A 22,018-nucleotide genomic window follows, 5' to 3' on the forward strand; every position below is an offset into this window, starting at 1 on the left:
GGTCTCCCTCACAGGTTCTCGATGGTGTGGATCGCGTACTCGATCTCGTCGAGGGACGCGGTGCGTTTGTCGTCGCCGGCGATCAGCTGCCAGAGCCGGTCGCCGGTGATCGCGCGGGCCCGGTCCGGCTCCCGCTCGGGGTCGACGCCGTGCCGGTGCACCAGGCGGTCGGTGGCCAGCTCGAACAGCAGTGGGCGGACCCTGCGGGCGAAGGTCTGCGACCCCTCGCCGGCACGCCGTTCGCGGCTCGACTCCTGCAACCAGGTGGCGATGAACTGCGTGCGGTTGTCGTTGGTCCGGGCTCGCAGCGCTGCCAGTTTGTCGTCGTGCCGCCCGGGCCAGCTCGTCTCCACGGTCTGCGGCACCACCAGCCGGATCGCCAGCGACACCACACCGACAGCCAGCGCCGCAGCCACGAACCACAGCGGCCGTGGCGCCATACCAGCAGCGGCGAACACGGTCACGAGCAGCAAGCTCACCAACACAGCCACCCCGAGGTGCTGCAGGAGCAGCTTGCTCGGCAGCATGGACCTCCGCTTGACCTCGGGCGGCGGCCCCTTCTCCTCCAAGGCAGTCCATCGGTACGAAGTCATGAGACCTCCGCCTCCGCGGGGTGAGCTGCGGCGAGCTCGTCGCGCAGTCGCAGGAGGGCCGCACGGGCCTCCGTCCGCGCCTGCTCGCTCGAACCGTGCGTCGAGTACCGCGCCTCGCGGTACAACTCACCGAGCCGGATCAGCTGCGGCTCGGAGATCTCGCCGATCCCGAGCACTCGCACGGTGAACTCGGCCGGAGTCTCGGACGGATCCCGCGGTACGCCGGCTGAAGCAGCTGCCTCCTCCAACGCGACCCAGCACGCGACGACCGCGTCGGTCGCCGTACCGGTGTCGATGCGAGCCAGGCCCGTGTCGACCGCCTCGGCCAGTCGCTCCGCCTTCATCCGCTCCCAGTCGGGCTCGTCGGGCTCCACCTGCGGAAGCCGGACCCGGCGCAGGACGCGGACGATGATCAGCACGATGAACCCCACCACCGCGGCGATGATCAGGTAGACCACGGCCTGCCACAACGACAGCACCCAGCCCGGCGTCTCAGTCTGCGGGAGCGCGCGCGGCGACGGCTGTGACTGCTCCGGTGCCGTTTCGCTCACCGAGAAGGTCGGCAGCGGTCGCGGGCTCGCACTCAGCGTGCTGTCGCTGATCGGGCGCACCGGCCCGCTCGCGGAGGCAAGCACGACAAAGCCGGCCACCACCACACCGACGAACAGCACGGCAACCACCGCGAGCGCACCCCGACGCTGCGTCTGCATCTGGGCAGGCTACCCCCTCAAAAGGCTGTATCGAGGAACGGCAGCCGAGATGTGGAAAACGCTTCCGCAGTCGCGGCGAGCGCTGCGGGCGTGTGCTCGGCGACCAGACCGGCCCGGCCGAGTCTCGTCAGCGACGGGCGGCCTAGATAGACGGCGCCCAGGTCGCGGACGTCGAGCGTGAGGTCGGCGTCTCGCGACACCGATTCGCAGGACGCGCCGTCCGGTCCGCCTGCGAGATGCCAGCGGCCCGCGTTCCACGGGAGAAAGTCGTCGACCACCTCCAGGACGACGTCGAGGTCCCGCGCGTACGTCCGCTCCGCGAGCGCACGACGTACGTCGACCGGCCGGATCCACAGACCGTCCCGCGTGATCGGGCCCGGCGCCCGCGGGTCGAGCAGCAGGTCCAGCAGCGGGTCGTCCGACGCGAGCATCGCGCACCGCGTCTCGCTGAGCAGATCCGGTTCGAGCAGGTACCGCCACAGCGCCGCATGCGACGCGATATCCACCGCATGCACCCGCTGTACGTCGACGTACCCCTTCTCCGCGCGCTTCGTCCGGTACTGCGCGAACCCGGTCAACTCACCGTCCCGCTCGGCGACGACGCATCGCAGCTTGGACGCGCTCGCGATGTTGCTCGTGACGGTGGCGCTGATCGAGTACTCCTGCCAGCGCTCGTCGTGCTGGCACACACCAGGTCGCTCCAGCGCCAGCCTGTTCCGCAGCTCGGCGCAGCGGGCGAGATTCTCACGTACGTCGACGTACCGGATCCGCACGTCGTCGATGCCGGCCACCGGGCGCAGTGTGCGAGACGCCTTGGGTACGACGATCTCCTGGTGGTCGGACGCGAGTCCGTAGCCGAACCGCGGGTAGATCACCGGCTCGCTCGCGGTCAACGCCGCCAGCGGCTCGCGACCGGCCTCGTGGATGTCGGTCAACTGCCTGCGCATCAGGTCCCGCAGGATGCCGCGACGCCGATGCGTCGCCCGGACACCGACCATCGTCACGCCCGCGACCGGCAACTGCCCGCCGGGCACCGTCATCAGGTGCGAGAACGTGCCGGTGTGCCCGACGAGCTGTCCGTCCTCACTCGCGACGACGCTGCGCTCACGCTCCCAGACCCGCCGCTCGGACTCGTACTGCTCATCGGTCCACGGCGCCGAGAACGCCATGTCCAGGAGCTCCAGGAGCTCGTCCCACTCACCCGCGAACTGCCCGATCTCGATGGTCATGTCCCTTACCTACCAGACGACAGGGACCGGCGACCCGGGATTTACGGTGGCACCGGCCGGCATTGCCCCGAGCCGGCCGGTGCCTGTCCGGTGCCGTTTAGAGCGTGATGGACCAGTTGGTGAGCGTTCCGGTGTCGCCGTACCCGTTGTCACCGATGCGCAGCGTCCACGTACCGGCCGCGGTCTCGTCGGCGGCAACGGAGTACGTCTTGGACGCCGGCAGCGGGTGACACGTCAGGCCGCCGGACCGTTGGAGGTAGTACCAGCGGCCGCTCGGTGCGACCAGACTGATGTTCAGGTCCTCGAGGCAGGTGTGATTGCCCTCGACGGTCACCTTCACCGGGCTGTTCGTCCGGCCAGTTGCCGTCGCCTTGACACTGCTGACCGCGACCTGGAAGTCGCGGATCGGGTAGTCCGCGCCGTTCGAGTACATCCGCTCGCCCGGGTCCGGATCCGGGTCGCCCGGATCGCTCGAGCCGGTGAGCAGCGTCAGGCTCCACTTGGCCAGCGCCTCGGTGACGGGCTGGAAGATCGAGTTGTCCTCGTTCTGCGAGCAGGTGGAGTTGCCACCGGAGTGCAGGCCGACCGCCTGGTTGCCACGCAGCCAGGCGCCTCCCGAATCACCACCTTCGGAGCACGCGGTGGTCGTGGTCAGACCGTCGATCACCACGGAGCCGTAGTCGATGCTCTGGTTGACCGCGGTGACGGTGCCGCACTCCCAGTTCGGCGCGGTGTTGCCGGAGTGGCAGACCGTGTCGCCGACGATCGCCTCTGCCGCCCCGGTCACGGTGACGGCCGGTTGTCCCCAGGTGTTGACGTTCGGCGAGATGGTCCAGCCGGCCTCGGTCACCGCGACGACGCCCATGTCGCCTTCGCGAGCGTTGACGCTGTGCGTGCCGCCGACGTTCGACGTACCGAGGCGGTTGGTCTGGCCGCTGGCGCCGTACGCCGCCTGGCCTGCGTCGTTGGTGCAATGACCCGCGGTCAGGAAGTGCTTGTTTCCTTGGGCATCCGTGGCAGGGAAGCCGACCGAACAGTTGCTCTCCGAACCCGGCCACCACGGGTCGCCCGGGTTGATCTCACCGGACTGCTGACGGAAATCGGAGTGCACGCGCACCACCCGGACGCCTTCGCCGAGGGTCGCGAAGGCGTTGGTGACAGTGCGGGTCTTGACGACGACGCTGTTGGTGACCGGGTCGATGCCCCAGCTCTGCAGGCCTTGCTGACTCCGCGCGATCCGATCGACCTGGCCGAGCAGGTGGTCGAGCTGCTGCTGGTCGCGTTCGACGTACTGCGGAAGCGCGCCGGCAGCTCGCACCTGGGCCGCGGCGGCCTCGTCGACGACCGCAACCATCAGCCGGCCGTGATCGATCCAGCGGCCGGCCTGGCCGGGTGCTGTCGCGAGCCGGGCAGCGATCTGCTGCGGGGTGTCCGGTGGGGCTGCCTCGGAGTAGGCGGCGGCGCTGACCGGTGTCACGACCAGTCCGGCGGTCAGAAGTATCACTGCGAGTTTCATCGGTGCACTCCTCGGAGTTGGGACGGTGCACCGACCGTAGGAGTGCCGTCAGCGACGGGAGAATCGCTCAGATCCCTTTCACAGTTGACTTTCTGGCCTTAACAGTTCACACGGCACAGTTCACTTGGGCCACGTCCAGCGGAGGCCGTAGCGACCGGGTCCGAAGTTCAGTACGACGCCGTGCACCTCGGCCGCGACCTCCACCGCACGAACGAGCTCCTCCGCGTCGTCGAGCTGCGAGACGATCGCACAGGTGGCGGGCAGCTCGGCCGGGTCGAAGCAGATCTCCAGCACGAACTCACGCACCGGGAGCCGGAACTTCCGCTCGTAGTTCGTCGCCGGCGGGTACGGCGCGACGTTGACCAACTCGTGCTCGGTGATCACCGTCTCGCCCTTGCGGAGCGGTCGGTCGAAGAGCAGCTCGGCGACCAGCAGTCCGTCAGCTGGCCGCCGTACCGTCCGGCCCAGCCGGCAGTGCCTGAGCGGGCGGATCTCCGGCAGCGGCCGGTCGTGCTCGTCGAGGTGCATGATGACGACCCAGCGGTCCGGGCCGTCCGCCTCGGCGCGAAGGACCTGGCGGGAGTGGTACGACCGTTCGCCGCGGTCGGGGCCGACCATCACCCGGTCGTGCTGGCTGATCCGCGTGAGCCGTTTGTCCCAGCGGATGTCGACCTCGGCGACCGCCTCCTCGACCGCGCCGGGCCGCGGCCAGTACGTCGCCAGCCCGGGACGGTCCGGCACCGTGCTCAGCCAGCGTCCGCGGCGCCGCGGCGGCCCGATCGACGCCGACAATGTCCCGGCCGGGACCTCGAGCAGTTCCTCGAGCAGCTCGACCGCGGCGAGCGAGTCCCGCCGCTCGGGGCGCGAACGGCCCGACTGCCAGTAGCTCAACGTGGCGAGGCTCACCGAGACGCCACGCGCGCGGAGCCGCTCCTGGATCCGCCCGAGCCCGAGCCCGCGCGCCTGGATGGCTTCCCGCAGCACGTCCGCGAACTCCCGTTCGCCCATGCGCCGAACCCTAGGCACAGCAGGCGATTCAAGCCAGCCCTGGCGCGATCAACAGTTAACACCCGCTCTGGACTGATGAAAACCGTTTTCATATACTGTCCGAATGACCGCCCAAGCGAAAACTCCGTTGTCCGTGTTGGTGGGGCTGTCCACGACGTTGCGGGAGCCCGTACTGGAAGCGATGACCGACGCCACCACCGTGGCCGTCGTCATCGACCAGGACGACCTGCCCGGTCGGGGCGTGCTGTCCTGGCGGGTGCGGGACGCGTCCGGGCCGATCGACGCGGGCGAGTTCACGGTCGGGGACGACTGCGGCGCGTGCCAGCTGATCGAGTCGCTCCTACCGTTACTGGAGACGGTCGTCGCGCGTGGGCACTGGGACCACATCGTGCTCGCGGCACCGCCCGCGATGGAGGCGCGGCCGCTGGTCACCACTTTGACGTCCATCCTGCCGGAGATCGTCGTCGACACGGTCACCTGCGTCGTCGATGCCGTACTGCTGGTTCAGCAACTGTCCGGCGACGAGTTGCTCGCTGAGCGCGGCCTGGCGCTCGGTATGCCGGATCGGCGCAACGTCGCGGAGCTGACTGCACGCCAGATCGAGTACGCCGACGTGTGCGTGCTGGCCAATGCGCATCGCAGTACGGCGGTTGAGCGGCTCGAACACCTGTTGGTGCACCTGAACCCGCGGACGTCGGTGGTGACGGCGGATGTTGCCGGCGTACCGAATGGGCCGGTCGCGCGGACCGGGCGGTTCGACTTCGACGCAGCCGAGGCGTGGGCCGGCGAGCTCGCGTCGTCGGATCGGGTGCAGCCGAGCGGCGACGGCGTGACGACGGTGCTGTGGCGGTCGACGCGGCCGTTGCATCCTGCGCGGCTGAACGACGCGCTCGAGGACATCGTGGACGGGGTGGTTCGCAGTCGCGGCGTGGTTTGGCTGGCGAACCGCCCGACGCAGCGCGTGCGGTGGGAGTCCGCCGGGTACAGCGCATCGCTCGGGACGCTCGGCGAATGGTCCGAGACCGAGCACCTCGCCGAGTGCACCGTCGTCGCGACCGGCATGGGTCTCGACCCGGCCCGCCTCCAAGCAGTCCTCGACGCCTGCCTCCTCACCGAGTCCGAACTCGCCCAACTCGACTGGACCAACCTCGAAGACCCCTTCGCCGGCGTCTTCTAGCCACGGCGCCCCGCCCTCTCCGCATTTGCATGGTTGACCCACCAAATGAGGGGTTCCACACCGTGGTTCACGGTGTGGAACCCCCTATTTCGCTGGCTGACCAGGCAAATTCGTGGGTCAGCCAGGCAAATGGGGCGGGGCTAGCCGAGGAGGGGGAGGCGGTGGGCGTGGGAGCCGAGCATTGTCAGGTCGTCCTCGTCGAGGGGTAGGCGGCCTGTTGCCTTCAGGATGTACGTCGTGGTGTCCCACGCGATCACGTCCCAGGCCTCCGGGCCGAACAGCCCGTCCAGCGTGCGCGCCGTGACCTGCAGTCCTTCGGGATCGGGCTCCGGCGCGTCCGGCAGCCCGACGATCAGGTCGAGGTGATGGACCGTTGCCTCAAGCACCAAGGTGGCCACGAAGTCGCCCGCCCGCAGGACGTGACCCTGCGTCTCGACCCGGCTCCCCTTGGTCGCCAGCCCGGTCGCGGCCGCGCGGACCGCCGCCTCGGACACCTCACGCCAGTGCTGCACGAGCAGACCAGGTTTGCGGTACGCCGCGGCGACGCTCCGCTCGAAGCTCGTGTCGCCGTCGGGCTGCGGCGGGGAGTCGCGCCAGTACGTGACGAAATCCCGGTCCGGTTCGACCACGGCCGGACTGGCGAATGCGATCAGCGCCCGCTGGGCGTCGTACAGCAGATGCACGAGCAGCGGACCGACGGGCATGCCGGCGCACCGGGTCTCACGGTGGAAGTCCGCGTCGCTGAGCCCCTGCACCGTCTCGGTCAGCCGCCCGTAGGTCCGCCCCAGCGTTCCCGCCAGCCCCAACGGCAACGCGCCGCGCTCGGGTGCCTTCATCCCCGGCCTCCTCGGTGTCCTCTGAAGAACTTAACCCGAGAAAGCGCCGAGGTGTTCCGGCTCCTACGAGCGGGCCGTGACCAGGTGGGCCGCCGCGATCGCCTCGAGGTGGGCGAGATCCGAGGCGACGGTGGCGAAGGTGTAGCCCTGGTCCAGGCGCTTCTTCGCCGACTCGCCGTCGAAGGTGTGGATGCCCGCGGCGATCCCGGCCTCCCGCGCGGTGCGCGCGATCAGCTCGACCGCTTCCTCGAACGGACCCTCGACCTCCGGATCACCCGGGAAGCGGGCCCCGAGCGCGAGGCTGAGGTCCGAAGGGCCGACGTACACACCGTCGAGGCCGGGCGTCGCGCAGATCTCGGCGACGTTCTTGAGGCCGAGCGGGGTTTCGATCATCGCGAGTACGACGGTCGCGTCGTTGCTGTCCGCCGGCACGGGACCGATCCGCAGCGCGGCCCGCATCGGCCCGAACGAGCGCGCCCCCACCGGCGGATACTTCGCCGCACGAACCGCCCGAGCCACGTCGTCCGCGCTGTCGACCAGCGGCACGATCACGCCGGTCGCCCCGGCGTCCAGGGCCCGCCCGATCGGCGTCGGATCGTTCGCCTCGACCCGCACGAGCCCAACCGTCGGCTGCGGGCCGATCGCGGACCCGGCGTCGATCGCGAGCAGCCCGGTCATCAACCCCTGGTACCCGATCAGCCCGTGCTGCGCGTCGAGCACCACGTAGTCGTACCCCAGCCGCGCGATCCGCTCGGCCGCCGGCGGCGAATCCAGCGTGATCCAGTACCCAACCAGCTTCTCCCGCGACCGGACCCTCTGCGAGAAATCGTTTGCATTCACCCCCGCAGACTATCCAGACCATCGTCCGAAAATCGCTCGACCAACCATCAGTTGGACGCGACGATGCTGCAGATGCCATCCACGGAGCTCCTCCTGCACGAGTTGGTCGCCGAAGCCGGGCTGCCGCCAGTCGCCGACGCCGTACCGATCACCGGACACGGCTTCGACCACCAGGTCGTCCGCGCGACGCTCGTCGACTCGCAGCAGGTCGTGCTGCGGCGTTTCGCCGCCTGCACGCCGTACGGTTCCCGAGTGGGTTGTCCGGACGGTTCGGCGCCGACAGCCTGAACCTCGAGGCGATCGATCCTGTCGAGGACCTGCACGCGCGGATCGCCGCGGCCGAACCGCGGCTCGAGGCCAGCCTTCCGTTCGTGCTCCCGCAGCTGCCGCGCCTGAACGCGATCATCGACGCCCACGCCGACTCGTTGCGCCAGGCTCCGACCGCGCTTCTGCACGGCGACGTGTTCCCGGCGAACATCATCGTCGGACCGGATCGGACCACTCTCATCGACTGGGACTTCCCGCGCGTCGCCGATCCGGCTCAGGAGGTCTCGGCCCTCGACGAGTGGATGTACCTGGCCGGCGGCGGATACCTCGCGGACGCGTTCTTCGACACCTACGGACCGAGACCTCCGAACACCAGCCTGTACCGCATCACCGGCGCGATCGGCTGGTTCGGCCGGGGCGTCTTCAACGGCTGGGAGATCGACTCCACCCTGGACGAGGCGCGCACGGAACAGGTGACGGGCTGGCGGGACTCTTTGGTCGGGTATCTCACTGACCTCGGCGACCGCCTGGACGAGCTCTAGACCGGCGGTACGCCGTGCCGCCGGTGGGAGAACGTCCGGTCCTTGGACTGGGCTGCGGCGAGGCGGGCGATCAGGTCGGTGCGGAGGTTCTCCGGCTCGATGATCGCGTCGATGACCAGGTCGGCGGCCAGCCGGAGGATGTCGATGTCGGTCTCGTACTCCTCGCGCAGCTTGGACACGTACTCGACCCGCTCGCCCTCGTCGGCGATCTCCTGGATCTTGTTGTAGTACACGGCGTTGATTGCCGCCTCCGGCCCCATCACCGCGATCTTCGCGGTCGGCAACGCGACACACGCGTCCGGCGAGAACCCGGGTCCGCACATCGCGTACAGCCCAGCGCCGTACGCCTTCCGGACGATCACGGACACCGTCGGCACCGTCGCCTCGGACACCGCGGTGATCATCTTCGCGCCGTGCCGGATGATCCCGGCCCGCTCGACCTCGCTGCCGATCATGAAACCCGGTACGTCGCACAGATACACGAGCGGCACGTTGAACGCGTCGCACAGCCAGATGAACCGCGCAGCCTTGTCCGCCGAGTCGACGAACAGTACGCCGCCCTTCACCGCCGGCTGGTTCGCGACGATTCCGACCACCTGCCCGGCGAGCAGCCCGAACCCGACCACCAGCTCAGGCGCGTACGCCGGTTTGATCTCGAAGAACGTGTCCGCGTCGACGAGCGCGTCGATCACGTCGTGGATGTCGAACCCGACGCTCTCCTCGGCCGGCACCAGGTCCCGCGTGAAATCCCGGCCGGCATCGGAGGCGTCGTACGACGGCGGTCGCGAGCGCCACGAGCCGGGCAGGTAGGAGAAGTACTGCTTCGCGAGCTCGATCGCCTCGGTGTCGTCGGACGCGAGCAGGTCACCGCAGCCGGAGACACTGGTGTGCATCCGGGCGCCGCCCATCTCCTCGAGCGTGACCTTCTCGCCGACGACCATCTCGGCCATCCGGGGCGAACCCAGGTACATCGAGGCGTTGCCGTCGACCATGATCACGATGTCGCAGAACGCCGGGATGTACGCGCCGCCCGCCGCGGACGGGCCGAACAGGCAGCAGATCTGCGGGACCTTGCCGGACAGCGCGACCTGGTTGTGGAAGATCCGCCCCGCGCCGCGACGGCCCGGGAACAGCTGCACCTGGTCGGTGATCCGGGCGCCGGCGGAGTCGATCAGCCAGAAGATCGGCAGCTCGTCGCGGATCGCGACCTCGGTCACCCGGACGATCTTCTCGACCGTCCGCGCGCCCCACGAACCGGCCTTCACGGTCGGGTCGTTCGCGACGATCAGCGCCGGCCGGCCGTCGACGAGCGCGCGACCGGTGACGACGCCGTCCGCGGGCAGGCCCGCGTTCAGGGCGTTCGCCAGCTGCGCGTCCTCGACGAAGCTGCCCTCGTCGACGAGCAGTGCGATCCGGTCGCGGACATACAGCTTGTTCTGGCTCTCGAGTTTCGCGGCCGCCTTCTCCGGCGGCGCGAGGGTCGCCTCGCGGGCGACCTTGACCTCGGTCCAGTGGTCGTGGGTCATACAGTCATCATTCCACTGGGAGGCCGAGCGACCTCGCGATCAGCATCCGCTGCACTTCCGACGTACCTTCGCCGATCTCCAGGATCTTGGCGTCGCGGTAGAACCGGGTGACCGGGTACTCCTCCATGAAGCCATAGCCGCCGAAGACCTGGGTCGCGATCCGGGTCGCGGTCACCGCGGACTCCGTCGCGTACAGCTTGGCGACCGACGCGGCCTGCTTGAAATCGGCCATCGACGCACCCGCATCCTTCAGCGCGGCGGCTCGGTAGACCAGCAACGAAGCCGCGTCCGCCATCACCTTCAGGTCGGCGATCTGGAACGCGACGCCCTGCTTGCGGCCGATCGGTACGCCGAACGTCTGCCGCTCACCGGCGTACTGCACGGACAGCTCCAGGCACGCGCGGATGCAGCCCAGCGCGACCGCCGCGATCGCGACCCGCCCGTCGTCGAGCGTTGCGAGGAACTGCGCGAACCCTTTGCCGCGCTCGCCGAGCAGATTGGCCTCGGGAACCCGGCAGTTCACGAACGACAGCGGGTGCGTGTCGCTGGCATGCCAGCCGAGCTTGTCGTACGCCGCTTCCGCGGTGAATCCCGGCGTACCGCTCGGGACGATGATCGTCGAGATCTCCGGCTTGCCGTCGGCCCGCTCACCGGTGCGCGCCGTGACCGTCACGCAGCTCGTGATGCTCGAACCCGAGTTGGTGATGAACTGCTTCGAGCCGTCGATCACCCACTCGCCGTTGTCGACGACCGCGCGGGTCTTGGTGGCGCCGGCGTCCGACCCGGACTCCGGCTCGGTCAGCCCGAACCCGGCCAGCGACCGGCCCGCGACCAGATCAGGCAGCCAGGCGGCCTTCTGCTCGTCGGTGCCGTACGTCAGGATCGGGTTGATCCCGAGCCCGACCGCCGCCTCGAGCGTGATCCCCATCGACTGGTCGACCCGGGAGATCTCCTCGATCGCCACGCACAGGCTGGTGAAGTCGCCGCCCGCGCCGCCGTACTCCTCCGGCGCGGTCAGCCCGAACAGCCCGAGCCGCCCCATCTTCTGCACGACCTCCACCGGGAAGTAGTGCTTGCGGTCCCACTCGGCCGCGTGCGGGCCGATCTCGGCCTCCGCGAAGTCGCGAACGCTACGACGGAACTCCTGATGCTCCGCGGACAACTCGAACATGCGGCACCCCTTCGTGCTTGACGCTTACGTAAACGTAAAGCACGCTGAGCAGCATGCACAATAGCCAGGTGTCCGCAGAGACCTGGTCGATCGCCGAACTGGCCGCCGAGTACGACGTGACGCTCCGGACGATCCGGTTCTACGAGGACCGCGGCCTGCTCACCCCCGAACGCCGCGGCACCGCCCGCGTCTACCACCCGCGCGACCGTGTCCGCCTCGCCCTCATCCTGCGCGGCAAACGCCTCGGCTTCTCCCTCGACGAGATCGCCAGGATCGTCGACATGTACGACGCCGAACCCGGCGAGGAAGGCCAGCTCGTCTACCTCCTCGACCAGATCACCCACCGCCGCACCGAACTCGAACAACGCCGCCGCGACATCGAAGAAACCCTCCAAGACCTCGCCGAAGTAGAAACCCGCTGCCACGCCGACCTCAAGGCCCTCCGCGATCAGAGCGCGTCTTCGTGATCCTGGGCAGCAAGACCGGACTTGGGGAGGATTTCCTGCCAAATCGGGCAGGAAATCCTCCCCAGGTCGGCCGCCACACGCAATCAGCTCGGCGTCACACCGTCAGGTAGTGGCCGGGTGTCAGTGGGACGTCGGTGGTGACGAGGAGAGTTACCTGATCCCCCGAGGGCTCGACCGCGAGCACACAGACGGCAGCCTCCTGGTACGTGCGCAGGATCGCCTCGCGGGTGACGACACCTGCAAGGACGCGCCCCACCAGCAGGAGGTCGTTGTGGCCGACGACGTCGTTCACGTCGTCGATCACGAACACCAGCCGGTCGTCGGCGGTCGCCGGCGTGCCTTTGACCGGATACCCCGGTTCGGACGGCGGTTCGTGCTCCAGGCCCGTCATCGCGTAGTTGCCGCAGCGGGCGCACATGAACCCGTCGCCGATCGACATGTCGTCCTCGGCGCCGTACATGTCCTGGAGGCATTCATGTGCCTGTTCGTCCGTGCAGCACGGTTCGGTGCCGCCGTGGCGATAGCAGGTGCATGCCTCGCGTTCGGGGCAGTAGTAGGCCAGCGGGCAGCAGTACTTCACGCGCAAGACGATAGAGCAGACAGACGGCTGACGGCTTCCTCGTAGCGGTGCAGGGCGAGGGTAGCGAGGCGGGGGTCGGGGCCCAAGGGTGGGGAGACGGGGTGCGGGGCTGCGAGGTGGCGGGCGTGGTTGGCGAAGAAGCCGGGGGCTAGGAGGTACGTCGCTACGGCGACGCGGCCCGGGGTTCGGGCGAGGACGGTTGGGAGGCGTTCGCCGGCTCCGGAGAGGTAGCCGATCGTCACCGGCCGGTCGATGCGGTCTGCCAACAGCGCGGCTGTCTCCGCGCAGTCGAGGAGCGCTCGGGGGTCGGAGGACCCGGCCGCGGCCAGGACTACCCGGTCGATGCGGGACAGGTTGCCGAGGCGGTCGGCGAGGATCTCGACCAGCACGGGATCAGGACCAAGGGCACTGGCCGCATGAACTCGCCCGGGGTAGCGCTGAGCTTCGGCCGCAACGTCGACGTACACGTGATAGCCAGAACTCAGCAGAAGCGGTACGACGACAGCGTCCGAGGCATCCGTGGTGATGCGACGAACAAGAGACGGAAGCGCCGGCGTCAGCAGATCAACAAACCCCAATGAAATAGGAAGATCCGGCCGTTGACGAGCCATCTCCCGAACCAGTTCGTGCACCACCCGGATCCCGCGCGGATCCGCCGTACCGTGGGCTACTGCCACAAGATCAGTCATGTCGGAACTCCCGCAGGCTCAACGGCCAACCGATAACCGCGACGGACAACCGTGCGCACCAACTCAGGACGCCCGACAGCAGTCCGCAAGCGGTTGACCGTCACCTCGACAGCATGAACGTCCTCCGCACCAGGCAGGACTGCCAGCAACTCAGGACGCGACACCACATCTCCCCCGGCCGCGACCAGCGCCGCCAGGACAGCACGCGGCCCAGGACCGAGCGGCAGTACGACGCCGTCCAGCACCGCCGCGCCGCCTCGGATCACCAACTGGCCGAACGCCGTCTCGATGGACCGCGCGTTGTCGTCGGTGAGTCGATCGGTCACGATCCGGATCAGCGCACCCAACCGGTACCGGTCCGGCACCAACGGGTCCAGTCCCAACGCCCCGAACGGTCCCGCGGTCACCGGACCGACGCAGGCGTTCAGCACCCGCCCGGTCCGCAGCGCCGACGTGAGGTCGTCGTACTGCCCGTTCAACGCCGCCGCGTCGAGCATCGCCTGCGCACCCGGCGCCGACGTGTGTACGACGGCGTCGACGGTCCCCGCGCACACCTGCGAGATCATCCGCTCCACGACAGCCGCATCGGGAGCCGGACCCCACCGGTACACCTCCAGCCCACGCACCGACCCGCCGGCCGACCGCAACGCCTCCTGCAACGCAGGATCCGACAGCCCATGCAGCTGTACGACGATCTTCCGCCCCACAACGCCTTGCGTGCGCAGCCATTCGACCACTTCGGCCGTCGTCTCCGACCGCGCCGACCAGTGCTCGACCAGCCCGGCCGCGCGGATCGCTCCACGCGCCTTAGGACCGCGCGCGAGGATCCGCGACTGCTCCAACGTGCCCAGCAGGTCCGCGGCGAGACCGGCGGTGTCGGCCGCCTCGATCCAGCCGCGGAACCCGACCGCGGTGGTGACCACGACGTCGTCCGGCGGGTTCGCGATCACCCGCCGGGTCGCCTCGATCAGCGCGTGGTCGTCGGCGACCGGCACGATCTGCAGCGTCGGCGCGTGCAGCACCTTCGCACCGCGCCGCTCGAACGACGCGATCAGGTCCTCCGCACGCCGATGCGCCGTGATGGCGATCGTGCAGCCGCTCAGCGGCCCCGGCCTAGTAGTCACCTGGACCCACCACGACCTGTCCGTCGACGATCTCGACCGGGTACACCGGCAGCGACACCTCCGGGTCGTCCAGGCACGCCCCGGTACGCAGATCGAAGACCTGCTTGAACATCGGCGACGCCACCGTCGGTACGTCGCCGCGGCTGCCGACGATGCCTCGCGACATCACGTTCGCCCCGCTGAAGGGATCCTGGTTGCCGATGGCAAACACCTCGTTGTCGTGGGTGCGGAACAACGCGATCTGCACGTCCCCGAGCAGGGCAGCGACCCCACGCTCCGGCAGCAGTGCCTCGAACGCGCAGACCACCGTGTGCCCGACACTGGTCATGGTCATCGACGTACCTCCAATCGGGGGCCGGCCAGCAGCACCGGCTCCAGCTGCCCGCGTTCGGCCGAGGTGGCCGGGCGCGGCTGGTTGCGCTCGACCACGTACCGCAGGTCGGCGTCGGGCTGGTCCGGCGCGTTCACGAACGACACGAACCGGGCCAGCTTGCCGGGATCGTTCAGCGTCGCCTGCCACTCGTCGACGTACGAGTCGACGTGCTTGGCCATCGCCGCGTCCAGGTCGGCGGCGATCCCGAGGCTGTCCTCGAGTACGACGGCGCGCACGTGATCGAGGCCGCCCTCGAGCTCGCGCATCCACACCGCCGTCCGCTGCAGGCGATCGCCGGTGCGGATGTAGTACATGAGGAAACGGTCGATCGCCTGGAACAGCTCCTCGTCGGTCAGATCCGAGGCGAGCAGCTCGGCGTGCCGCGGCGTCATACCGCCGTTGCCGCCGACGTACAGGTTCCAGCCCTTCTCGGTCGCGATCACGCCGACGTCCTTGCCGCGCGCCTCCGCACACTCCCGCGCACAGCCGGAGACACCGAGCTTGAGCTTGTGCGGCGACCGCAGCCCGCGGTACCGCAGCTCCAGCGCGATCGCCATCCCGACCGAGTCCTGTACGCCGTACCGGCACCAGGTCGACCCGACGCACGACTTCACGGTCCGCAGCGCCTTGCCGTACGCATGTCCCGACTCGAAGCCCGCGTCCACCAAGCGCGTCCAGATCGCCGGCAGCTGCTCGATCCGGGCCCCGAACAGGTCGACCCGCTGGCCGCCGGTGATCTTCGTGTAGAGCCCGAAGTCGCGCGCCACCTCGCCGATCGTGATCAGTCCCTCCGGCGTGATCTCACCGCCGGGGATCCGCGGTACGACGGAGTACGTGCCGTCCTTCTGCATGTTGGCCATGACGTGGTCGTTGGTGTCCTGCAGCGTCGCGCGCTCGCCCTCGAGCACGTGACCGGCCGGGTCCAGACTCGCCAGGATGGAGCCGACCACCGGCTTGCAGATGTCGCACCCGCGACCGGTGCCGTGCCGCTCGACGATCTCGCTGAATGTTCGCAGCTCGGTGATCCGGACGACGTCGAACAGCTCGGCCCTCGACAGCGCGAAGTGCTCACACAGCGCCTTGCTGACCTCGACTCCGGCCTTGGTGAGCTCGGTGTTGAGGAGATTCTTGACGATCGGCAGACACGATCCGCACGACGTACCGGCCTTGGTCTGCCCGCACACTGACTTGATGTCGCTGCAGCCCTCGTCGCGGACCGCGCAGCGGATCGTGCCCGCGGACACGTTGTTGCACGAGCACACCGGCGCGTCGTCGGGCAGCTCGAGCTGCACCGGACCGGCACCCTCGGGCAGCAGGAAGGCCGCCGGGTCCGCGCCGAGCTCCCGGCCGACCATCGGCCGCAGTCCGGAGTACGCCGACGCGTCGCCGACCAGGATGCCGCCGAGCAGGGTACGGGCGTCGTCGGACAGCACGAGCTTCTTGTAGACACCGGCCACCGGGTCGGCGTACACGATGTCCAGCGCTCCCTCGGTGGCGCCGAACGCGTCACCGAAGCTCGCGACGTCGACGCCGAGCAGCTTCAGCTTCGTCGACGTGTCCGCGCCCGGGAACGTCGCCTCGCCGCCGAGCAACCGGTCGGCAACGATCTCGGCCATCGTGTAGCCGGGGGCGATCAGGCCCCACACGCGCCCTTCGATACAAGCGACTTCGCCGATCGCCCAGACACCAGGAACGGACGTACGGCAGGCTTCGTCGACCACGACACCGCCGCGCTCGCCGATCTGCAGACCGGCTTCACGGCCGAGCTCGTCACGCGGCCGGACACCGGCCGCGAAGACCACCACGTCGGCCGGCAGATCGGGGCCGTCGGCAACGCCCATCGCGCGGGCCGCACCTTGCGAGGTGAGCTTCACGCGCTGACACGCCGTCCCGGTCAGTACGTCGACGTCGAGGCCCTCGATCAGCCGGGCCAGCGCGGAACCGCCGCCCTCGTCGACCTGCAGCGGCATCAGCCGCGGCGCGAACTCGACGACCTTGGTGCCGGCGCCGAGCGCCCGCAGCGCGCCGGCCGCTTCCAGACCGAGCAGACCACCGCCGACGACGACGCCGTTGACGTCCTTGCCTTCGCTCTTCAGCCGCTCGACGTACACGCGCAGCGCGGCGACGTCGTCGATGGTTCGGTAGACGAAACAGCCCTGTGCATCGTTGTTCTTCACCGGCGGGACGAACGCCGCAGAGCCGGTCGCCAGGACGAGTTCGTCGTACCCGACCTGTTCGCCACGCGCTGTGGTGACGGTCTTCGCCGTGGTGTCGATCGACGTGATCTGCACGCCCTTGCGGAGGTTGACCGCCGGGTCGTCCCAGAGGTCCGGGTCGCCGAGCGACAGGTCCTGCGGGTCGCGGCCGGAGAAGTAACTGGTCAGCGCGACCCGGTCGTACGGGAGCCGCGGCTCCTCGCCGAAGACCGTGATCCGGTAGCCGACCTCCGTGTCGCGCTGCCGCAGCGCCTCGACCAGGCGGTGCGCGACCATACCCCCACCGACCACCACCACGTGCTTGGCCTTGTTCAGCTCTGCCATCGTCGCCCTCCTGCTCGGGACTGGTTCGGTCTCGCCGCGCCGGAAGCGGTCGAGCAGTTCGCCGACGGCGCCGGTGCAGCTTCCGCACCCGGTCGTCGCCCGCGTCGTGGCGGCGATGCCGGCGACACTGTCGGCACCCCCACGCCAGGCCGCTTCGATCGCGACCCTGGTGACGCCGTTGCACCTGCACACGGTCGCCACTTTCTTCTTGGGTACAACGTTTTCCGCGAGCAGCCCGTCCGCGACCACCGGCGTACCCCGGTCCGCCAGGAGCACCAGCTCCGCGGCGACCTCCGGCGCACCGACCGCCACCGCCGACCGGACCACGCCGTCCCGCAGAACGGCCCGCACATACCGCGTCTCGTCCTCGAGCCGAACCACTGCCCCGTCTTCGTCCTTGTCGCCAAGAACAAGCAGGTCAAGGCCGCCGGCCGTCACGCGCACAACCTCGTAGTCAGGTAGCTGCGCCGTCTCGTTGATCAGGTGCTTCGCCAGCGCCTCGGCCTGGTTCCACGCGGAGTCGACGGTGCCGGTGATGCGCCCGTCGATCTCGGCACAGTCGCCGATCGCGTGCACCCGAGGGTCGTCCGGGCTGGTCAGCGTGTTGTCCACGACGATCCCGTCGCGCACCGTCAGGCCGGTTGCCAGGTCGGTGCGAGCCCGGACACCGCACGCGACGACCAGCAGGTCGCCGAACACCTGGCGGCCGTTCCGCAGCCTGAGGGCGCGGAAACGGCCGTTCTTTGTTTCCGTTCCGTCGAGTTCCGTGTTGAGGAGGACCTCGACGCCGAGCCGCCGGACCGCGCGTGTGACGCGACGTCCGGCCGATGCGCGGATCGTCTTGTCCAGCAGGGTTTCACCGTCGTGCACCAACGTGACCGCGACTCCACGTTCACGCAGCGCACAAGCCGTCTCGACTCCGAGCACCCCGCCGCCGAGGACGACGGCCCGCCGGGCCGCGCCTGTTGCCGCGACCAGCGCCCGTGCGTCGTCCGCGGACCTCAGCAGCTGCCCGCCCTCGATGCCCTTCGGAACCACCGGCACCGCACCGGTCGCGAACACCAACCGGTCGTACGGGTGCTCCCGGCCACCGTCGTCGGTAACCACCTGTCGTACCCGATCGACCGCCACCACGCGCGTTACCGGCTCGTTGCCGATAGCAACGTCCGCACGACCCGCGACGTACTCGGTCAGCCGGCCCCGGTTGTACGACGGCTCGTCGCCCAGGACCGTGACGTCGTACGACGGCAACAGATCTGCCAGCCGCCGGCCGGCCATTCCACCGCCGATGATCACTACTCTCATGCCGAAACTCCCGTCGCTGGCAGAGCAGCGGCGGTGACCTCGACGGCACACGCCTTGAACTCGGGCATCCGCGACACGGGGTCGAGCGCGTCGTTGGTCAACTCGTTGACCGCCTCGGCCCCACCGAAGTGGAACGGCACGAAAACGGTGTCCGGCCGCACATCGGCCGTCACCCGAGCCGGCAGCACCATCGACCCGCGCGCGGTCCGCAACCGCAGCGGACGCCCGTCAGCGATCCCCAACTGCGCCGCGACCCGCGGATGAATCTCGGCGTACACCTCCGGCTCGGCCTCGGCCAGCTCCGGAACCCGCCGCGTCTGCGCGCCACTCTGGTAGTGCTGCAGCAACCGCCCCGTCACCAGATAGAACGGTGCCTCCGTGCTGAGATCGTCCGCGACCGGCCGGTGGTCGACCGGTACGACGTGCGCCCGCCCGTCCGCCGTCGGAAATCCGTCGGAAAACAGCCGCGGCGTCCCCGGATGCCCTTCGTGCGGCACCGGCCAGAACAACTCCTCTTCGGCGTCCAAGCGCTCCCAGGTGATCCCGGAGTAGTCGGCCTTCCCGCCGGCGCTCGCCCGCCGAAGCTCCTCGAACACCTCGGCCGGATCCGTCGAAAACCCTGGTACGTCGAGCCTTTCGGCGATCCCCGCGAACACCGCGAGATCGCTCCGCACCTCACCCGGCACGGCCACCGCGGCGCGCCGCCGCAGTACCCGGCCTTCGAGGGACGTCATCGTCCCCTCCTCCTCGGCCCACTGCGTGACCGGAAAGACGACATCCGCGAGCAGTGCCGTTTCCGACGGCACAACGTCCGCGACGACCAGGAGATCGAGAGACGCCAGGCGTTCCCGGACAGACGACAGGTGCGGCGCCGACACGAGCAGGTTGCTCCCGTGCACCAGCAGCGCCTTCGGACCACCCGTCGTACCAAGGGAGTTGATGAGCTCGACCGCGCTCTTGCCCGGCCCCGGCAGCTCGTCCGGATCCACACCCCAGACACCAGCGACATACGCACGCGCCGCCGGGTCCGCGATGCTCCGGTAGCCAGGCAGCTGATCCGCCTTCTGCCCGTGCTCCCGGCCGCCTTGCCCGTTTCCCTGCCCGGTGATGCAGCCATACCCGCTGCCCAGCCGGCCCGGGAGGCCAAGCGCCAACGCGAGGTTGATGCAGGCGGTCACCGTGTCGGTGCCCTTGCTGTGCTGCTCGGCTCCGCGGCCCGTCAGGATGAACGCTCCGGCGCCACCATGCACCGGAGCAGCCGCCGCCAGGACCCGCGCGGCCCGCCGAATCGTCGCGGCCGGCACGCCGGTCACCCGCTCGGCCCGCTCCGGCCACCAGGACGCCGTCGTACGGACGAGCGCATCCGGATCATCGGTCCGCTCCTGCAGGTACGCAGTATCCGCCAGCCCTTCCTGCAGCACCACGTGGGTCAGCGAGAGCACCAACGCGAGATCGGTGCCAGGCGTCGCCTGCAGGTGAATTCCAGCGTTTTCCTCAGTCAGTCCGGCAGTTGCGGAGCGACGCGGGTCGACGACCAGAAGTCCACCCGTGTCGCGTGCGCCCTGCAGATGCGCCACCGCCGGCGGCATCGTTTCCGCGATGTTGCTGCCGACCAGAAGTACGGCTCCGGCACCACCCAGATCGGCCAGCGGAAACGGCAGTCCGCGATCGATTCCGAACGCCCGGTTCGTCGCCGCGGCCGCGGACGACATACAGAACCGGCCGTTGTAGTCCACGTTCGCCGTCTTCAGCGCCACGCGGGCGAACTTGCCCAGCGCGTACGCCTTCTCGTTCGTGAGCCCGCCGCCGCCGAACACGGCGATCGCGTCCCGCCCGTGAGCGGACTGCAACGCCTTGATCCGGTCGGAAACGAAATCCAGCGCTGCATCCCAACTCGTCTCCACCAGCTCGCCCGCGGCATTGCGGACCAGCGGCATGGTGAGCCGGTCCGGCACCGTGAGTACTTCGGGAGCCGTCCAGCCCTTACGACACAGCCCACCGCGATTAGTGGGAAAGTCGCGCGGCCGCACCTCCACTGCACCCGGTCCCGCGACCGGGTGCAGCGTGGTGGCGCACTGCAGAGCGCAGTACGGACAATGAGTCGAGACTCCCGTCACACGCGCTCCCGGGTGAGCGGGCCACCCTTGCGCAGGTAGCAGAAGTACGTCACCGCGAGGCAGACCACGTAGAACCCGCAGAACACGTACAGCGCCGGGATCAGCGAGCCGAAGTTGCTCGTCGACATCGCGAATCCACGCGGGACCAGGAAGCCGCCGTACGCGCCGACCGCGGACGCGATCCCGATACAGGCCGCCGCCTCACGCCGGGCCCGGCCCGGGTCGCCCGGCGTGGTGAGCCGGAAGACCGCCGGAATCATCCGGTACGTCGATCCGTTGCCCGCGCCGCTGGCGACGAACAGGCACAGGAAGCTGATCAGGAACGCGGTGAAGCTGCCCGCCTTCAGCGACACGATCGCGGCCAGGATGCCGAGGCCCATCACCACGAACGCGCACACCGTCACCCACGCGCCGCCGAGCTTGTCGGCCAGCTTGCCACCGAACGGCCGCGCGACAGACCCGACCAGCGCACCGAGGAAGGCGATGTGCGCCACCGTGATCTCGGGGAAAGTGGACTTGATCAGCAACGGGAAGGCTGCACCGAAGCCGATGAACGAGCCGAAGGTGCCGATGTACAGGAAGGAGATGATCCAGGTGTGCGGCCGCTTCGCCGCGAGCACCGAGGCACGGAACGACGAGGTTGCCGCGGAGAGGTTGGCCATTGACCTCCAGGCCCAGACCGCGGCCACGAGGATCAGCGGGATCCACATCAGACCGGCCCGGTTCAGGCTCAGCCCGGCCCCGGCGACGATCACGATCGGAACCGTGAGCTGAACCACCGCGACGCCCAGGTTGCCACCGGCCGCGTTCAGGCCGAGCGCGGCGCCCTTCTCCTTCTCGGGGTAGAAGAACGAGATGTTCGTCATACTGCTGGCGAAGTTTCCGCCGCCGACACCCGCAGTGGCCGCGATCAAGGCCATCACCCAGAACGGTGTGTCCGGCTGGGTCATGAAGTACGAGAGCCCGGTTGCCGGGATCAGCAGCAACAACGCCGACACGATGGTCCAGTTGCGGCCGCCGAACTTCGGAACCGCGAAGGTATAGGGCAAGCGCAGCGTCGCACCGACCAGGCTCGGCAGCGCGACCAGCCAGAACAGCTGGTCGGTGCTGTAGGTGAAGCCCGCCCTCGGCATCGACACCACGACGATGCTCCACAGCTGCCACACCGAGAAGCCGAGGAACTCGGCGAAGATCGAGGGCCACAGGTTCCGCCGCGCCAGCGCCCGGCCCTTCCCGGCCCAGAACGTGGCGTCCTCGGGATCCCAGACATCGATCCAGCGCCCGCGTCGCGGGGCCTCGACCGTGCCGACCGCGCCACTTCCTTCGCGGGTGGCGACAGCCGCTTGTCCTGCCTCGAGCGTCATCGCAAGTCTCCGATCATCCGACCTCACTGATTAGGCCAGGACGC

The 22,018-nt window shown here is 69.2% G+C and carries 19 protein-coding genes; 3 read left to right on the forward strand and 16 right to left on the reverse strand.

The window, feature by feature from the left end:
* Positions 1-8: 8 nt before the first annotated feature.
* The 5 genes from EV649_RS09945 to EV649_RS09965 form a co-directional block, all read right to left on the reverse strand.
* Positions 9-593 (reverse strand): hypothetical protein, encoded by a 585-nt coding sequence (locus EV649_RS09945; RefSeq protein WP_130382665.1) that lies wholly within the window; start codon positions 591-593, stop codon positions 9-11.
* A complete protein-coding gene (locus EV649_RS09950; RefSeq protein WP_130382667.1) occupies positions 590-1,303 on the reverse strand; it encodes a DUF4129 domain-containing protein in 714 nt (237 codons plus the stop codon). The genes EV649_RS09945 and EV649_RS09950 overlap by 4 nt, the downstream gene beginning before the upstream one ends.
* 17 nt (positions 1,304-1,320) lie before the next feature.
* The gene (locus tag EV649_RS09955; protein WP_130382669.1) at positions 1,321-2,532 is read right to left on the reverse strand and encodes a GNAT family N-acetyltransferase; all 1,212 of its coding nucleotides are present in this window, start codon (positions 2,530-2,532) and stop codon (positions 1,321-1,323) included.
* A 97-nt stretch (positions 2,533-2,629) separates the two neighbouring features.
* Positions 2,630-4,048 (reverse strand): proprotein convertase P-domain-containing protein, encoded by a 1,419-nt coding sequence (locus EV649_RS09960; protein WP_130382671.1) that lies wholly within the window; start codon positions 4,046-4,048, stop codon positions 2,630-2,632.
* A 120-nt stretch (positions 4,049-4,168) separates the two neighbouring features.
* On the reverse strand, positions 4,169-5,056 hold the full coding sequence (locus EV649_RS09965; RefSeq protein WP_241997942.1) for an XRE family transcriptional regulator: 888 nt from the start codon (positions 5,054-5,056) through the stop codon (positions 4,169-4,171).
* Between the two features lie 103 nt (positions 5,057-5,159).
* On the opposite strand from EV649_RS09965, the gene EV649_RS09970 reads away from it, so the two are divergent.
* Positions 5,160-6,233, forward strand: a complete 1,074-nt coding sequence (locus tag EV649_RS09970) for a GTP-binding protein (RefSeq protein ID WP_130382673.1) — start codon at positions 5,160-5,162, stop codon at positions 6,231-6,233.
* Positions 6,234-6,373: 140 nt separating this feature from the next.
* On the opposite strand, the gene EV649_RS09975 is transcribed toward EV649_RS09970, so the two are convergent.
* Together EV649_RS09975 and EV649_RS09980 are read right to left on the reverse strand one after the other, a co-directional pair.
* On the reverse strand, positions 6,374-7,069 hold the full coding sequence (locus tag EV649_RS09975; protein ID WP_130382675.1) for a maleylpyruvate isomerase N-terminal domain-containing protein: 696 nt from the start codon (positions 7,067-7,069) through the stop codon (positions 6,374-6,376).
* A 63-nt stretch (positions 7,070-7,132) separates the two neighbouring features.
* Entirely contained in the window at positions 7,133-7,909 is a 777-nt protein-coding gene (locus tag EV649_RS09980; protein ID WP_130382677.1) for an aldolase/citrate lyase family protein, read from the reverse strand.
* On the opposite strand from EV649_RS09980, the gene EV649_RS09985 reads away from it, so the two are divergent.
* Positions 7,900-8,718: a phosphotransferase gene (locus EV649_RS09985; protein WP_130382679.1), complete on the forward strand. Its 819-nt coding sequence runs from the start codon at positions 7,900-7,902 to the stop codon at positions 8,716-8,718. The two genes, EV649_RS09980 and EV649_RS09985, sit on opposite strands and share 10 nt — an antisense overlap.
* Here the strand turns inward: EV649_RS09985 and EV649_RS09990 are convergent.
* Together EV649_RS09990 and EV649_RS09995 are read right to left on the reverse strand one after the other, a co-directional pair.
* A complete protein-coding gene (locus EV649_RS09990) occupies positions 8,715-10,244 on the reverse strand; it encodes an acyl-CoA carboxylase subunit beta (RefSeq protein ID WP_130382680.1) in 1,530 nt (509 codons plus the stop codon). The two genes, EV649_RS09985 and EV649_RS09990, sit on opposite strands and share 4 nt — an antisense overlap.
* A 7-nt stretch (positions 10,245-10,251) precedes the next feature.
* A complete protein-coding gene (locus EV649_RS09995) occupies positions 10,252-11,415 on the reverse strand; it encodes an acyl-CoA dehydrogenase family protein (RefSeq protein WP_130382682.1) in 1,164 nt (387 codons plus the stop codon).
* Between the two features lie 68 nt (positions 11,416-11,483).
* Here EV649_RS09995 and EV649_RS10000 point away from each other — a divergent pair, with 68 nt between their 5' ends.
* Positions 11,484-11,882 carry a MerR family DNA-binding transcriptional regulator gene (locus EV649_RS10000; RefSeq protein WP_241997943.1) on the forward strand — a complete coding sequence of 133 codons (399 nt, stop codon included), beginning with the start codon at positions 11,484-11,486 and terminating at the stop codon, positions 11,880-11,882.
* Between the two features lie 94 nt (positions 11,883-11,976).
* On the opposite strand, the gene EV649_RS10005 is transcribed toward EV649_RS10000, so the two are convergent.
* From EV649_RS10005 to EV649_RS10035, 7 genes are read right to left on the reverse strand one after another with little or no spacing between them, the layout of a single operon-like run.
* Positions 11,977-12,462, reverse strand: coding sequence for a hypothetical protein (locus EV649_RS10005; protein WP_130382686.1), 486 nt, complete (start codon positions 12,460-12,462; stop codon positions 11,977-11,979).
* Positions 12,459-13,151: a sirohydrochlorin chelatase gene (locus tag EV649_RS10010; RefSeq protein ID WP_130382688.1), complete on the reverse strand. Its 693-nt coding sequence runs from the start codon at positions 13,149-13,151 to the stop codon at positions 12,459-12,461. Before EV649_RS10010 ends, EV649_RS10005 begins: the two co-directional genes overlap by 4 nt.
* Positions 13,148-14,275: a uroporphyrinogen-III synthase gene (locus EV649_RS10015; protein WP_130382690.1), complete on the reverse strand. Its 1,128-nt coding sequence runs from the start codon at positions 14,273-14,275 to the stop codon at positions 13,148-13,150. The genes EV649_RS10010 and EV649_RS10015 overlap by 4 nt, the downstream gene beginning before the upstream one ends.
* Complete coding sequence (gene nirD, locus EV649_RS10020) at positions 14,265-14,609, reverse strand: nitrite reductase small subunit NirD (RefSeq protein WP_130382692.1); 345 nt, start codon at positions 14,607-14,609, stop codon at positions 14,265-14,267. Before nirD ends, EV649_RS10015 begins: the two co-directional genes overlap by 11 nt.
* Positions 14,606-18,493, reverse strand: coding sequence for a nitrite reductase large subunit NirB (nirB, locus tag EV649_RS10025; protein ID WP_130382694.1), 3,888 nt, complete (start codon positions 18,491-18,493; stop codon positions 14,606-14,608). The genes nirD and nirB overlap by 4 nt, the downstream gene beginning before the upstream one ends.
* Positions 18,490-20,610, reverse strand: a complete 2,121-nt coding sequence (locus EV649_RS10030) for a molybdopterin oxidoreductase family protein (protein ID WP_130382696.1) — start codon at positions 20,608-20,610, stop codon at positions 18,490-18,492. The genes nirB and EV649_RS10030 overlap by 4 nt, the downstream gene beginning before the upstream one ends.
* Positions 20,607-21,974, reverse strand: coding sequence for an MFS transporter (locus tag EV649_RS10035; RefSeq protein WP_130382698.1), 1,368 nt, complete (start codon positions 21,972-21,974; stop codon positions 20,607-20,609). Before EV649_RS10035 ends, EV649_RS10030 begins: the two co-directional genes overlap by 4 nt.
* Positions 21,975-22,018: the final 44 nt, after the last annotated feature.

The organism is Kribbella sp. VKM Ac-2569 (genome assembly GCF_004216905.1).
Taxonomy (GTDB): domain Bacteria; phylum Actinomycetota; class Actinomycetes; order Propionibacteriales; family Kribbellaceae; genus Kribbella.